Annotated in this window: 16 protein-coding genes; 1 reads left to right on the forward strand and 15 read right to left on the reverse strand. The window is 46.5% G+C overall.

Annotated features, from left to right (window positions below; all coding sequences use genetic code 11):
- Positions 1-43: 43 nt before the first annotated feature.
- Positions 44-820 carry a transporter substrate-binding domain-containing protein gene (locus ACZ5ZC_RS17000; RefSeq protein ID WP_464932148.1) on the reverse strand — a complete coding sequence of 259 codons (777 nt, stop codon included), beginning with the start codon at positions 818-820 and terminating at the stop codon, positions 44-46.
- Positions 821-935: 115 nt separating this feature from the next.
- Here ACZ5ZC_RS17000 and ACZ5ZC_RS17005 point away from each other — a divergent pair, with 115 nt between their 5' ends.
- Complete coding sequence (locus ACZ5ZC_RS17005; RefSeq protein WP_420665584.1) at positions 936-1,676, forward strand: amino acid ABC transporter permease; 741 nt, start codon at positions 936-938, stop codon at positions 1,674-1,676.
- An 81-nt stretch (positions 1,677-1,757) separates the two neighbouring features.
- On the opposite strand, the gene glmU is transcribed toward ACZ5ZC_RS17005, so the two are convergent.
- From glmU to mnmG, 14 genes are all read right to left on the reverse strand, one after another.
- Entirely contained in the window at positions 1,758-3,119 is a 1,362-nt protein-coding gene (gene glmU, locus ACZ5ZC_RS17010; protein WP_005394079.1) for a bifunctional UDP-N-acetylglucosamine diphosphorylase/glucosamine-1-phosphate N-acetyltransferase GlmU, read from the reverse strand.
- Between the two features lie 149 nt (positions 3,120-3,268).
- Positions 3,269-3,691, reverse strand: coding sequence for a F0F1 ATP synthase subunit epsilon (locus ACZ5ZC_RS17015; RefSeq protein WP_005378937.1), 423 nt, complete (start codon positions 3,689-3,691; stop codon positions 3,269-3,271).
- An 18-nt stretch (positions 3,692-3,709) separates the two neighbouring features.
- On the reverse strand, positions 3,710-5,113 hold the full coding sequence (gene atpD, locus ACZ5ZC_RS17020) for a F0F1 ATP synthase subunit beta (protein ID WP_005383849.1): 1,404 nt from the start codon (positions 5,111-5,113) through the stop codon (positions 3,710-3,712).
- Positions 5,114-5,148: 35 nt separating this feature from the next.
- Positions 5,149-6,015: a F0F1 ATP synthase subunit gamma gene (gene atpG / locus ACZ5ZC_RS17025; RefSeq protein ID WP_005394082.1), complete on the reverse strand. Its 867-nt coding sequence runs from the start codon at positions 6,013-6,015 to the stop codon at positions 5,149-5,151.
- Positions 6,016-6,059: 44 nt separating this feature from the next.
- Complete coding sequence (atpA, locus tag ACZ5ZC_RS17030) at positions 6,060-7,601, reverse strand: F0F1 ATP synthase subunit alpha (RefSeq protein ID WP_005394084.1); 1,542 nt, start codon at positions 7,599-7,601, stop codon at positions 6,060-6,062.
- Positions 7,602-7,614: 13 nt separating this feature from the next.
- The gene (gene atpH / locus ACZ5ZC_RS17035) at positions 7,615-8,148 is read right to left on the reverse strand and encodes a F0F1 ATP synthase subunit delta (RefSeq protein ID WP_005394085.1); all 534 of its coding nucleotides are present in this window, start codon (positions 8,146-8,148) and stop codon (positions 7,615-7,617) included.
- 14 nt (positions 8,149-8,162) lie between these two features.
- Entirely contained in the window at positions 8,163-8,633 is a 471-nt protein-coding gene (gene atpF / locus ACZ5ZC_RS17040) for a F0F1 ATP synthase subunit B (protein WP_031780375.1), read from the reverse strand.
- A gap of 74 nt (positions 8,634-8,707) precedes the next feature.
- Positions 8,708-8,962: a F0F1 ATP synthase subunit C gene (gene atpE, locus ACZ5ZC_RS17045; RefSeq protein ID WP_002540812.1), complete on the reverse strand. Its 255-nt coding sequence runs from the start codon at positions 8,960-8,962 to the stop codon at positions 8,708-8,710.
- A 57-nt stretch (positions 8,963-9,019) separates the two neighbouring features.
- A complete protein-coding gene (atpB, locus tag ACZ5ZC_RS17050) occupies positions 9,020-9,832 on the reverse strand; it encodes a F0F1 ATP synthase subunit A (RefSeq protein ID WP_005378922.1) in 813 nt (270 codons plus the stop codon).
- Positions 9,833-9,840: 8 nt separating this feature from the next.
- Positions 9,841-10,230, reverse strand: a complete 390-nt coding sequence (locus tag ACZ5ZC_RS17055) for a F0F1 ATP synthase subunit I (protein ID WP_005378921.1) — start codon at positions 10,228-10,230, stop codon at positions 9,841-9,843.
- 189 nt (positions 10,231-10,419) lie between these two features.
- Positions 10,420-11,301: a ParB/RepB/Spo0J family partition protein gene (locus tag ACZ5ZC_RS17060; protein WP_330944723.1), complete on the reverse strand. Its 882-nt coding sequence runs from the start codon at positions 11,299-11,301 to the stop codon at positions 10,420-10,422.
- Positions 11,302-11,325: 24 nt separating this feature from the next.
- Positions 11,326-12,099 (reverse strand): ParA family protein, encoded by a 774-nt coding sequence (locus ACZ5ZC_RS17065; protein WP_005383838.1) that lies wholly within the window; start codon positions 12,097-12,099, stop codon positions 11,326-11,328.
- Positions 12,100-12,109: 10 nt separating this feature from the next.
- Entirely contained in the window at positions 12,110-12,745 is a 636-nt protein-coding gene (gene rsmG, locus ACZ5ZC_RS17070) for a 16S rRNA (guanine(527)-N(7))-methyltransferase RsmG (protein WP_005394093.1), read from the reverse strand.
- Complete coding sequence (gene mnmG, locus ACZ5ZC_RS17075) at positions 12,745-14,640, reverse strand: tRNA uridine-5-carboxymethylaminomethyl(34) synthesis enzyme MnmG (RefSeq protein WP_005394094.1); 1,896 nt, start codon at positions 14,638-14,640, stop codon at positions 12,745-12,747. Before mnmG ends, rsmG begins: the two co-directional genes overlap by 1 nt.
- Between the last annotated feature and the right edge of the window lie 64 nt (positions 14,641-14,704).

The following is a 14,704-nucleotide window of genomic DNA, read 5'->3' on the forward strand; positions in this document are numbered from 1 at the left end:
GTTCAGATAATAAAAAAGAGCCGCGTAATGCGGCTCTTTTTGTTTATAAGCTTTTCAACCCCCACTTCTTGGCAGTCAGCTTGAAAAAGCCTTGGGTCTTTTTCAGCTCAACCCAATGGTTGATGTAATTAATCCATACTTGATCGTCTTGCGGCAACAGCATCGCAATTGGTGTCGGTTTACGCGGAGCGGTCACTGGCACTATCGCCAACTGTTTAAACTTGTCCACCAACGTCGCTGCTTCCACATTGGACGTCACCGATACATCGGCCCTGCGAGCTAGTAATTCTTGGAAGTCGCGCGCTGGCGCTTCAATCACAATGTGTTGAGCCTGCGGGAAAAACTCTTTCACCATTTTTTCTTGCACCGTTCCTAGTGTCGCCGCGACTTTCACATCAGGCGTATTAAAATCTGCCCAATCAGAGAATTTGGCGAGATCTTTCTTTTGCACAACGGGTACAAAGGCAAGGTAGAAATACGGTTGGCTGTATCCAGCGACTTTCGCGCGCGACATATTCAGGGACGCGCTGCCAGTAATATCGTATTTGTTGGCGGTAATGCCATTGACTAGTGTCTTCCAATCCGTGGCTACATACTCTACTTTTACACCGAGATCTTTAGCAAGCTCGGTCGTTACGTCGATATCAAAGCCACGATAACTGTTGGTTGCAGGGTCTTTCATCGTCATCGGATTCCAATCTCCCGTCGTTCCAACACGGAGTACACCATTGTCTAAAATGGATTGAAGACGGCTTTCAGCATGAGCAATTTGAGTTGCAGCAAGTAAACACATTCCTAGCGCTAGTAAAATCTTTTTCATTTTTATTCCCTTAAAAATAATGACCTTATGCGGTTTAATGATTAACCTTTATTAAAGCTCTATTGATAACATAGCAGCAACAATGGAAGTTTTTTAGTTAATTCAGGGAGTAAATGTGACCTTTCGAACTCTATGGCTGATTTCGCTGCTGTTGCTCACAGGTTGCTCAGATTATCAATGGGGCTGGTATGTGCTCGATCCCTCCACGGAGCAAGGACTCACCAATCTGAAGTTTTTAATCGCCGGATTTAGTGACACCATCCAAGTATCACTCCTCAGTATGTTATTTGCCATGACCTTAGGTTTAATCATCGCCCTACCGGCTCTGTCGAACTCTCCCTACTTGAAGTGGATCAACCGCATTTATGTCGAGGTAGTCCGTTCAGTGCCTGTTTTAGTCTTACTACTTTGGGTGTATTACGGCATGCCAACGCTATTGGATGTCTCGCTTAATCATTTTTGGGCAGGAGTCATTGCACTGACCATTGCTGAGAGTGCGTTTATGGCGGAGGTGTTTCGCGGCGGAATCCAAGCCATCAGTCGTGGCCAGCATGAAGCGGCTGAATCTTTGGGCTTAAGCTATTGGCAAAAGATGCGCTTGGTAATTCTTCCTCAAGCGTTTCGGCAAATTCTCCCACCACTGGGCAATCAATTTGTGTATATCCTGAAGATGAGTTCTTTGGTTAGTGTGATTGGTTTAAGCGATCTCACTCGCCGTGCCAATGAGCTGGTGGTGAATGAGTACTTACCCCTAGAGATTTATACCTTCCTCGTTTTGGAGTACTTGTTGCTCATTCTATTCGTATCCCAAGCTGTTCGTTGGCTCGAAAAACGCATCGCCATTCCCAGTTGCTAACGATGAAACCTTTAGCTAGAAACAACAAAGCCGCTCTTGTTGAGCGGCTTTGACAATATAGCGACAGAGTGCAGGTACTGCTTATTTCTGTTTTACAGGGCGTTGCCAACCATTAATTTTGCGCTCTTTGACGCGAGTAATCACTAACTCGCCTTCTTCAACATCTTTTGTCAGCGTCGTGCCTGCACCGATGGTTGCGCCATCAGCGATAGTGACGGGAGCCACCAGCTGGCTATCAGAACCAACAAATACATCATTACCGATGATGGTCTTAAACTTGTTCGCACCATCGTAGTTACAAGTGATAGTGCCGGCACCGATGTTCGTACGTTGACCTATTTCAGCATCACCAAGGTAAGTTAGATGGTTCGCTTTTGAGCCTTCTCCGATACGCGCATTTTTCACTTCTACGAAGTTACCCACATGGGAATCGTTACGCATCTCAGCACCAGGACGAAGGCGAGTAAATGGACCAACGGTACATTCTTCACCAACCGTTGCACCTTCAATTACACTGTAAGGGCGAACGATGGTGTTGTCGTCGATTTCGCAATCCTTCAGTACACAACCCGCACCGATAACCACGTTATCACCGAGTGATACTTTACCTTCGATGATAACATTCACGTCAATTTCACAGTCCATACCGCACTGCAACTCACCACGCAAATCAAAGCGTGCTGGGTCGCGTAGCATCACACCTTGCTCTAGTAGCTTCTGAGCTTGCATTGATTGGAAAGCACGCTCTAAACGAGCAAGCTGTGCGCGATCGTTGACCCCTTCCACCTCAATGGCATTGACTGGGTGTACTGCTTCAACGGCGCGACCTTCATCGTGTGCGGCTGCAATAACGTCAGTTAGGTAGTACTCGCCTTGCGCGTTGTTATTGTTTAAGCCAGACAACCAACGCTTAAGATCCCCACCAGTCGCAACCATCACGCCAGTGTTGATCTCTTTAATTTGTTTTTGTTCTTCCGTTGCATCTTTTTGCTCAACGATCGCAACAACAGGACCATTTTTACGAATAATACGACCATAACCTGTTGGGTTATCAAGCATCACTGTAAGCAGTGCAATACCACCAGTTGGTTGAGCATCCAACAAGTTCTCGATGGTTTCGGCTGAGATTAATGGCACATCACCATAAAGCACGAGGATTTTCTCATCGTCTTCAAAGCGAGGAGATGCTTGGTCAACCGCATGGCCAGTTCCCAACTGATCCGCTTGCAGCACCCAGTTTACTGGCTCTTCAGCAAGAGTGGTTTGCATTTGATCACCACCGTGACCAAATACTAAGTGAATATTTTGTGCACCAAGACCAGTACATGTATCAATCACATGTTTTGCCATTGGCTTCCCTGCCAAAGTGTGTAGCACTTTAGGCATGTTCGAATGCATACGGGTACCTTTACCCGCAGCAAGAATCACAGCACTGAATTTCATTGATAACCTATTGACGTTTTATGTTAATTGGCCGTTATTTTAAACAGCTCTTTTAAAATAGTTAATGGAGTAAGGTAAATTTCCAACTAAAATTAATCAAAAAGGCGACCATTTGGCCGCCTTTTGTCATGCAACGTTGCTAATTGAGCTTAGCGACGCTTTTTTGTCAGCTCGATAACTCGTAGCTGAGCAATGGCTTTAGCCAGTTCACTGGCCGCTTGTGCGAAGTCCATGTCACCATGCTGATTCTGGATTTGCTCCTCAGCGCGGCGCTTGGCTTCTTCTGCCTTCGCTGCGTCTAGCTCTTCACCACGGATAGCGGTATCAGCCAGTACAGTCGCTGTACCAGGCTGAATCTCTACCATACCACCAGAAACATAAATGATTTCTTCGTGGCCGTGCTGTTTCACAATACGCACCATACCAGGCTTGATAGCGGTCAGCAGCGGTGTGTGACCATGGAAAATACCAAGTTCACCTTCGCTACCGGTCACCTGAAACGTTTCAACACGACCAGAGAAGATTTTCTTCTCAGCGCTTACTACGTCTAGGTGAAAGGTTATTGCTGCCATATCGCCTCCTAGTTAGCCTTATAGCTTCTTCGCATTCTCAATAGCATCGTCGATGCTACCGCAGTACATGAATGCCTGCTCAGGAATGTCGTCGTATTCACCAGCTAGTAGACCTTTAAAGCCACGTAGAGTCTCTTTTAGAGGTACGTAAATACCAGGGTCACCTGTAAATACTTCTGCTACGTGGTAAGGCTGAGTTAGGAAACGCTCAATCTTACGTGCACGAGATACAACTTGCTTATCTTCTTCAGATAGCTCGTCCATACCTAGGATAGCAATGATGTCTTTCAGCTCTTTGTAGCGCTGAAGTGTCTGCTGAACGCCACGAGCAACTTCGTAGTGATCTTGACCAACTACTAGTGGATCAAGCATACGAGATGTTGAATCTAGTGGGTCGATCGCAGGGTATAGACCCATTGCAGCGATGTTACGGTTAAGTACAACCGTTGCATCCAAGTGCGCGAACGTTGTTGCTGGAGACGGGTCAGTCAAGTCATCCGCAGGTACGTATACCGCCTGTACAGACGTGATAGAACCTGATTTCGTTGACGTGATACGCTCCTGAAGTACACCCATCTCTTCTGCAAGAGTTGGCTGGTAACCTACCGCAGAAGGCATACGACCTAGCAGTGCCGATACCTCTGTACCTGCAAGTGTGTAACGGTAGATGTTATCAATGAACAGTAGTACGTCACGACCTTCGTCACGGAAACGTTCTGCCATTGTTAGACCAGTCAGTGCAACACGTAGACGGTTACCTGGTGGCTCGTTCATCTGACCGTAAACCATCGCTACTTTCGATTCTTCAGGCTTCTCAACGTTTACAACGCCCGCTTCCTGCATCTCGTAGTAGAAATCGTTACCTTCACGAGTACGCTCACCAACACCCGCAAATACGGATAGACCTGAGTGCTGTAGTGCGATGTTGTTGATAAGTTCCATCATGTTAACGGTCTTACCTACACCTGCACCACCGAATAGACCGATTTTACCACCCTTAGCGAATGGACAAATTAGGTCGATTACTTTAACGCCCGTTTCTAGAAGTGCGATCTCGTTTGATTGTTCTTCGTAGCTTGGTGCGCTGCGGTGGATAGAGTAAACCTCTTCCGCGCCCACTTCACCACGCTCATCAATCGCGTCACCTAGGACGTTCATGATACGACCTAGAGTTTTAGTACCGACTGGTACTGAAATTGGAGCGCCAGTGTTAACCACTTCAACTCCACGACGTAAACCATCAGAGCTACCCATTACGATACAACGAACTACGCCACCGCCTAGCTGTTGTTGAACTTCAAGAACTAGACGCTCTTTTGAGTCCGTTACGTTTAGAGCGTCATATACACTAGGTACATTGCTCTGTGGGAACTCTACGTCGACTACCGCACCGATGATCTGTACGATCTTACCTGTAGCCATCGTTAATCCTCTAAACTATTTCGTTTTACCTAAGCTTAAACCGCAGCTGCACCACCAACGATTTCCGATAGTTCTTGTGTGATCGCAGCCTGACGGGCTTTGTTGTACACAAGTTCCAAATCGTCAATCAAGTTGGTTGCGTTATCCGTTGCAGCCTTCATCGCAATCATTCGAGCCGCTTGTTCACAAGCAAGGTTCTCAACCACACCTTGGTATACCTGAGACTCTACGTAACGCACTAGTAGCGTATCCAGTAGAGGTTTTGGCTCAGGCTCATAGATGTAGTCCCATGAGTGCTCACGCTGCATCTCTTCGCTGTCCGATTTAGGCAAAGGTAGCAATTGATCGATCGTTGGTTGCTGAACCATAGTATTCACAAACTTGTTGAATACTACGTATAGACGGTCCAGTTCACCTTCATCGTATTTCTTCAGCATTACGCCAACAGAACCGATTAGGTCTTCTAAGCTTGGGTTATCACCCAGGCCAGAAACCTGTGCCGCAACTTTTGCGCCACCATGTTTAAAGAAAGCTGTTGCTTTTGAGCCAACAACGGCAAGCTCAATCTCAGCACCTTTCTCTCTCCATGCTTGCATGTCTGTAACGGCTTTTTTGAACACGTTAATGTTCAAACCACCACACAGACCACGGTCTGTCGAAACGATGATGTAACCAACACGTTTAGCTTCACGCTCTTCTAGGTACGGATGACGGTACTCTAGGTTTGCGTTAGCCACATGACCGATCACTTTACGCATTGTTTCAGCGTATGGACGAGAAGCTTCCATTGCATCTTGAGAACGACGCATTTTTGAAGCTGCTACCATTTCCATCGCTTTCGTAATTTTCTGCGTGCTTTTAACACTACCGATTTTATTACGTATCTCTTTTGCGCCGGCCATCGTTACTCTCCGTTAGTTGGTGGCAGAAACTGCCACCGACCTAATTACCAAGTTTGGGTTGCTTTGAAGTCGTCAGTCAGTTTCTTCAACTGAGCTTCGATTTCATCGTTGTAAGCGCCAGACTTGTCGATCTCAGCTGCTAGTTCAGCGTATTGACCGCGAGCGTACGATAGTAGAGCCGCCTCGAAATCTAGAACTTTGTTAAGTTCTACATCATCAAGGTAACCGCGCTCTGCCGCGAAGATAGTTAGAGCTTGGTCAAATACAGACATTGGAGCGTACTGCTTCTGCTTCATTAGTTCTGTTACTTTTTGACCATGGTCTAGCTGTTTCTTCGTTGCTTCATCAAGGTCAGAAGAGAACTGAGCAAATGCTGCTAGTTCGCGGTATGCAGCTAGTGCTGTACGGATACCACCTGATAGTTTCTTGATGATTTTCGTCTGAGCTGAACCACCTACACGAGATACTGAGATACCTGGGTCAACCGCTGGACGAACACCGGCGTTGAATAGCTCAGTTTGTAGGAAGATCTGACCATCGGTAATCGAGATTACGTTAGTCGGTACGAATGCTGAAACGTCACCGGCTTGAGTTTCGATGATAGGAAGAGCAGTCAATGAACCAGTCTTACCTTTCACTTCACCGTTAGTGAAACGTTCTACGTACTCTTCGTTTACACGAGCTGCACGCTCTAGTAGACGCGAGTGTAAGTAGAATACGTCACCTGGGAATGCCTCACGGCCTGGTGGACGTTTAAGTAGTAGAGAGATCTGACGGTAAGCTACCGCTTGCTTAGATAGATCATCGTAAACAATCAGTGCGTCTTCACCGCGATCGCGGAAGTATTCACCCATCGCACAACCTGCGTATGGCGCTAGGTATTGCAGCGCTGCAGATTCAGAAGCTGATGCAACTACAACGATCGTGTTTTGTAGTGCGCCGTGCTCTTCTAGTTTGCGAACTACGTTAGCGATAGTCGATGCTTTCTGACCAATTGCTACGTAGATAGAGAAAATACCAGAGTCTTTCTGGTTGATGATCGCGTCGATCGCCAGTGCTGTTTTACCAATCTGACGGTCACCGATGATAAGCTCACGCTGACCACGACCGATAGGGATCATTGAGTCAACTGACTTATAACCAGTTTGCACAGGTTGGTCTACCGATTTACGGTCGATTACACCTGGTGCGATCACTTCTACAGGCGAAGTCATTTTCGCTTCGATTGGACCTTTACCATCGATAGGCTCACCCAGCGTGTTTACTACGCGGCCTAGTAGTTCTGGACCAACTGGCACTTCAAGAATGCGGCCAGTACCTGTAACTTTCATGCCTTCCTTAAGGTCAGCATATGGGCCCATTACAACCGCACCAACCGAGTCACGCTCAAGGTTAAGTGCCAGTGCATAACGGCCACCCGGTAATTCAATCATTTCACCTTGCATCACGTCCGCTAGGCCGTGGATGCGGATGATACCATCGCTTACCGATACGATAGTACCCTCGTTGCGAGCTTCACTAACAACTTCGAAAGATTCGATACGTTGTTTGATTAGATCGCTAATTTCCGTGGAATTAAGTTGCATGCTCCAATCCCCATTAAGACTGCAATGCATCGCTCAGGCGGTTCAAACGACCACGCGCTGAGTCATCGATGACTAGGTCTCCGGCTCGAATAATAACCCCACCAAGTAGGGTCTCATCTACACTGCAATTCAGCTTCACTTTGCGTTCAAGACGCTTTTCAAGTTTGCTGCCAATGTTTGCAAGTTGCTCATCAGAAAGTTCTGTAGCTGAAATGACTTCAACATCGATTTCTTTCTCATGCTCTTTCTTCAGAGTGTAAAACTCTGTGCAAACATCAGGAAGGGCCGCTAAACGACCATTCTCAGCCATCACCTTCAAAAGGTTTTGACCGTGCGTATCAACTTGTTCGCCGCAAACTGCAACAAAAATCTCTGCCATTTTATCAGCAGAAACCGAACCGGTTAGAAGTTCGTTCATTTGTTCGTTTTTGGCCACTTCAGCAGCAAAAGATAACATTTGGCCCCATTGGTCCAACTGGTCTTTCTCTAAAGCAAAGTCGAAGGCTGCTTTAGCATAGGGGCGTGCGATAGTAGTCAAATCAGACATATGCGCCCCCAGACTTAAAGTTTTGCAGTAATGTTGTCGAGAATATCTTTTTGCGCATCTTTATCGATAGAACGCTCAAGGATTTTCTCAGCACCAGCTACAGCCAGAGTAGCAACTTGTTTGCGCAGGTCATCGCGCGCACGATTGCGTTCAGCTTCAAGTTCTGCTTCTGCTTGCGCTAGGATTTTCTGGCGTTCTGCCTGAGCTTCCTCGCGAGCTTCATCAAGAATTTGAGACTTGCGCTTGTTCGCTTGTTCGATGATCTCAGTTGCTGTGCGCTTCGCTTCTTTCAATTGATCAGAAGCGTTGGCTTGTGCTAGATCCAAGTCTTTCGCAGCACGTTCTGCTGCTTGAAGGCCATCAGCAATTTTCTTCTGACGCTCTTCGATCGCTTTCATCAATGGTGGCCATACATACTTCATGCAGAACCACACAAATAGTGCAAACGAGATTGCTTGACCTAGCAGAGTTGCGTTTATGTTCACAACAGCTACCCCTCTATTTGGACTTAGTGTTAATCAGTGACAAGCGCTAATCGCTCGTCCCGAGTTAAAGGTGATTAACCTAGTTGACCAACGAATGGGTTTGCGAAAGTGAATAGTAGCGCGATTACGATACCGATCATTGGAACCGCATCAAGTAGACCCGCGATGATGAACATCTTAACTTGTAGCATAGGAGCCATTTCTGGTTGACGTGCAGCACCTTCTAGGAATTTACCACCTAGCAGTGCGAAACCAATCGCTGTACCAAGAGAAGCAAGACCGACGATAATACCTACGGCGATTGCAGAAAAGCTCAGTAAAGTTTCCATTACTATCTCCAATTTATAGTTGTTGGCTTAGTGCCCAAATAAAAAGCTTTAAAAAAATTAATGATCAGGATCTTCGTGTGCCATTGACAGGTAAACAATTGTCAACATCATGAATACGAAGGCTTGAATCGTAATAACCAAGATATGGAAGATTGCCCACGGTAGTGAACCCATCCATTGTAAGTACCATGGTAGCATTGCCGCACAAAGAATGAATACAACCTCACCCGCGAACATGTTACCGAATAGACGCATACCAAGTGATAGAGGTTTCGCCAATAGCGATACCACTTCAATCAGTAGGTTAAACGGAATCATAAGTGGGTGATTGAATGGATGTAGTGCAAGTTCTTTTGCGAATCCACCTAGACCTTTCACTTTGATGCTGTAGTAAATCATCAATGCAAAAACGCCTAGAGCCATAGCCATGGTGATATTCACATCAGCAGACGGTACAACCTTAAGGTAAGGGATACCTAGCCAATGTTCTGCTGGGTACGGTAAGAAGTCGATAGGAACTAAGTCCATCACGTTCATCAAAAATACCCAACAAAAGATAGTCAGTGCTAAAGGCGCGATCAGTGGGTTGCGTCCATGGAACGTGTCTTTGACGTTATCGGCGACAAATTCAACGATCATTTCTACAGCACACTGAAGCTTACCCGGTACACCCGCTGTTGTTCTCTTCGCTACTTTGTAAAAAATTCCGAGGAAGATTAAACCAGTAAACCAAGAAAAAAACAGGCTATCGATATGTACGTTCCAGAAACTTGTCTCCGACCCTACTAAACCCAACTTATACAGCGATAGGTTAGAAAGGTGGTGGGCAATGTAACCGGACGATGTTAGCGCTTCACCTGGCGCAGCCATAACTCATCCTATTTTTTGTTGTTAATGAATAGCACTGGTGCACAGATATTAATACCTAGTACCAGCAAATAGGTTAGTTTGAGGGGAACAAGTTCCACCTGCATATACATGTAGGCAACATAGAACAGTGCAACCGTGATGAGAATTTTCAGTACTTCACCCGTATAGAAGGAAGCCGCGATGCGCTTGGCAGCGCGAGCCCCACTAAACATGAAAGCACACAACGCGAATACTGCATTGGCAACAACAAAAATGCCTCCGCCAATCAACGCTGAAAATCCCCAGTCAGGATTTATGGCTACCGCCATTCCTGCTGCCACAAAAATAACCGCGCCAGACTGGATCATTAACAATTGCCTTGCGAGCTCTCGTCCTGGTCTAGCTAACGCAGCTACCATGTATTCGTACCTCTAGTAATATCCACTTCGCACTAAACTCTCTGTGCTGGGAAATTGGCGAAAATTATACGTTCAGTTCAACGTAAAGCAATTCGATTGCATCAAAAACTTACAGTTTTGTTTACAAAACGACAACTTTCGCACAAAATTCGATTAATTAGATTAATTGACCTAAATCAATTATCTCATCTAGGCCTCAAGCTTGGCAATTAGTTGGTCCAATTTGTGAGGCTCATCAAGACTTATCGTCAATTTCGCTTTTCCGTTTGCAGAACGGGTCAGAGAAACTTTTGCATCAAGCAGCTGACTCAATTTATGCGACATTTGCTCAGCTTCGGTATCTTCTTGTTGCCCTTTTTGCTTATTTTGTGGGGCTAAGCACTTTTTTACTAACTGTTCGGTTTGGCGAACAGTCATTTGCTTTTTCGCGACTTGTTGAGCAACCTCAACCTGCTTCTCACCCTGCAAGGCCAATAGCGCTCGCGCATGACCCATTTCTAGCAATTTATCCGCAACCAAGCTTTTCACATCGGACTCAAGCTGGTTTAAACGTAACAAGTTACTGACCGTCGTTCTCGACTTACCAATCACTTCTGCGACTTGTTGATGCGTAAGCGTAAATTCGTCTTGTAAGCGCTCAAGCGCTTGTGCTTCTTCAATCACATTCAAGTCTTCACGTTGAATGTTCTCAATCAACGCCATGGCAATCGCCGCGCGATCTTCGACTTTCTTCACCAAACACGGCACGCGTTTTAAACCAGCCTGCCTTGCCGCACGCCAGCGGCGCTCACCTGCGATGATCTCAAACTGGCCGCTTTCAACCTGGCGAACCACGATTGGCTGAATAATGCCTTGTGACTGAATCGAAGCCGCTAATTCTTCTAGCGCTTCAGGCGCCATATCTTTACGCGGTTGGTATACGCCCGGTTGCAATTGACCAATCGCTAAGTCGGTTAACTCACCGTCTGCCGATAATTCTTGGCTATGCGATGCAATATGCTGTTTTTCACGAGCAAACGAACTGGTCGACAATAACGCATCCAGTCCTTTTCCGAGACCACGCTTAGACATGGGATTGAATTCCTTAGGTTAGAGTTAAACTGGGATTTCTTCGCGGCGGAGCATTTCGCCCGCTAGAGCAAGATACGCTTTGGCCCCTGCAGAGTACTTATCGTAGTACATCGCTGGTTTACCGTGACTTGGCGCTTCAGCCAAACGTACATTACGCGGAATGACGGTACGGTAAACTTTATTGCCAAAGTGTTTTTTAAGTTGATCGGACACTTCATTCGATAGGCGGTTGCGCGGGTCGTACATAGTACGCAGTAAACCTTCGATTTTGAGGTTTTCATTAACCACAGCCGCTAACTTGCTGATTGTGTCCATAAGAGCAGTTAAACCTTCTAACGCAAAGTATTCACATTGCATCGGCACCAGCACAGAATCAGCTGCCGCCATCGCATTGATTGTAAGAAGGTTTAGAGAAGGAGGACAATCAATAAAGATGAAATCATAGTTATCGCGAACTGACGACAATGCATTTTTTAAACGCACTTCGCGAGCGAACACTTCCATCAATTTGATCTCTGCCGCGGTTACGTCACCGTTCGCCGCGATCAAATCATACTTCCCTGTGGTTTGGGTACATACGACTTGATCGAACGGTGTATCTTCGACCAAAAGATCGTATGCGGTGGCATCGACCATATATTTATCCACGCCACTGGCCATCGTAGCATTGCCTTGCGGGTCGAGATCGATCACCAAAACCTTGCGCTTTGTTGCCGCCATCGAAGCCGCTAAGTTAATGCACGTTGTTGTTTTGCCGACCCCACCTTTCTGGTTGGCGATTGCTACAATTTTACCCACGATTACCTCGCTAATTTTCCTTGCGCGATAAGATTACTAGATGACGATCACCTTCCAACTCAGGAACAGCTAAAGATATGATCTCTGTCACACTGCACCATTCAGGAAGCTGATCCATTTCATCTTTAGGGTGCTGTCCTTTCAGCGCTAGAAACACCCCATGCTCTTGTTTCGGCAAATGGTGGCACCATTCCACCATGTCTGTCATTGAAGCAAAAGCTCGACTCAAAACGCCATCAAATTTTTCTTCAGGTTGGAATTCTTCGACGCGACTTTGAATTGGTGTCACGTTTTTCAGCCCTAATGTGTGCACGACCTGCTTGATAAAACGGATGCGTTTGCCAAGACTGTCGAGCAAGAAGAAGGTCTTCTCAGGGTTCATGATTGCCAAAGGTATGCCCGGTAAGCCCGGACCAGTACCAACATCAATAAAGCGCTCACCGGGCAGGTGTGTGCTCACCACGATGCTATCAAGAATATGTTTCACTAACATATCAAGCGGATCGCGCACCGACGTTAAGTTGTACGCTTTGTTCCACTTGTCGAGCAGTTCGACGTAACCGACCAATTGCTCTCTTTGTTGCTCTGACACTTCTAAATCGGTTTTCGCGATCAGTGAATCCAGTTTTGTTCGCAATGCGCTCATTATTCTTCCTCACCTTTCTTCAGCAAACCATGCTTTTTCAAGTGAACAAGTAGAATAGAAATTGCAGCAGGCGTAATACCAGAAATGCGCGATGCAATACCGATGCTCTCTGGTTTGGCCTCACTCAATTTAGCAACGACTTCGTTTGATAAACCTTTTACATCGCGGTAATCCAAATCAGCAGGTAACTTGGTATTTTCGTGACGCAATGATTTTTCGATCTCTTCCTGCTGACGCTTGATGTAACCATCGTATTTTACTTGAATTTCAACTTGCTCCGCCGCTTGCTGATCTTCAAGTGCAGGAGCAAACGCTTCAAGTTGCGTCAGTTGCGAATAAGTGATCTCTGGACGACGCAGAAGATCCTCACCACTCGCTTCACGTGCCATTGGGGTTTTCAGCAGCTTGTTCAGCTCATCAACGCCTTCTGATTTCGGATTCATCCACGTTGATTTCAAACGCTGACGTTCCGTTTCCATGTTATTGATTTTCTCGTTAAAGCGAGCCCAACGAACATCGTCAATCAAGCCTAACTCGCGTGCTTTTTCCGTTAAACGTAAATCGGCGTTATCTTCACGTAGCAACAAGCGGTATTCCGCACGAGAAGTGAACATGCGGTACGGTTCTTTCGTACCCATGGTCGATAAATCATCAATCAATACGCCCATATAAGCTTGGTCACGACGTGGGCTCCAGCCTTCTTTGTCTTGGCTGTACAAGCTTGCGTTTAGACCCGCCATCAAGCCTTGCGCTGCGGCTTCTTCGTAACCAGTCGTACCATTAATCTGACCAGCAAAGAACAGACCATGAATAAACTTGGTTTCGTACGTTTGCTTCAAATCACGTGGATCGAAGAAATCGTATTCAATCGCATAACCAGGACGAACGATATGCGCATTTTCAAAGCCTTTCATTGAGCGAACGATTTGTACTTGCACATCAAATGGCAAGCTAGTCGAGATACCATTAGGGTATAGCTCGTGCGTCGTTAAACCTTCTGGCTCAATGAAGATTTGGTGGCTATTTTTATCCGCAAAACGCATCACTTTGTCTTCAATCGACGGGCAGTAACGCGGACCAATGCCTTCAATCACACCCGCGTACATCGGACTGCGATCCAAGTTGCTACGGATCACGTCGTGCGTTTGCTCATTGGTGTGCGTAATAAAACATGGGATCTGACGCGGGTGTTGTTCGCGTTTACCCATGAATGAAAATACAGGGGTAGGGTTATCACCGTGCTGAGCTTCAAGCACTGAAAAATCAACAGTGCGAGCATCAATGCGCGGTGGGGTACCCGTTTTTAAACGATCCACACGGAATGGCAGCTCACGTAATCGATCCGCTAATGCGATCGACGGTGGATCCCCTGCACGTCCGCCTGAAGAGCTCTCCATGCCAATGTGGATCTTACCACCAAGGAACGTACCTACCGTTAGTACGACGGCTTTCGCATGGAAGCGAAGTCCCATTTGAGTCACCACGCCAACCGCGCGGTCTTGCTCAACAATCAGATCATCCACTGACTGCTGGAACAGCGTTAAGTTAGGTGCATTTTCTAATGCGTTACGGACATACGCTTTGTACAGAGCTCGATCCGCTTGAGCTCGAGTCGCTCGAACTGCAGGACCTTTGGAGGCATTTAGTGTACGGAATTGAATACCTGCATGGTCGATGGCTTCAGCCATCAAACCGCCCATAGCATCCACTTCTTTTACTAAGTGACCTTTACCAATACCACCAATCGCCGGGTTACAAGACATCTGGCCTAATGTATCGATGTTATGGGTAAGGAGAAGCGTTTTTTGTCCTGTGCGTGCAGATGCGAGCGCGGCTTCCGTTCCTGCGTGTCCGCCACCGACAACAATGACGTCAAAGTTTTCGTGATAAAGCATGAACTGACCTCAGGTATTCAAAGGGATTTAATGGACAGATAAAGGAGCAGTATTTTACCTGCTT

This window comes from Vibrio sp. JCM 18905 (genome assembly GCF_055393305.1).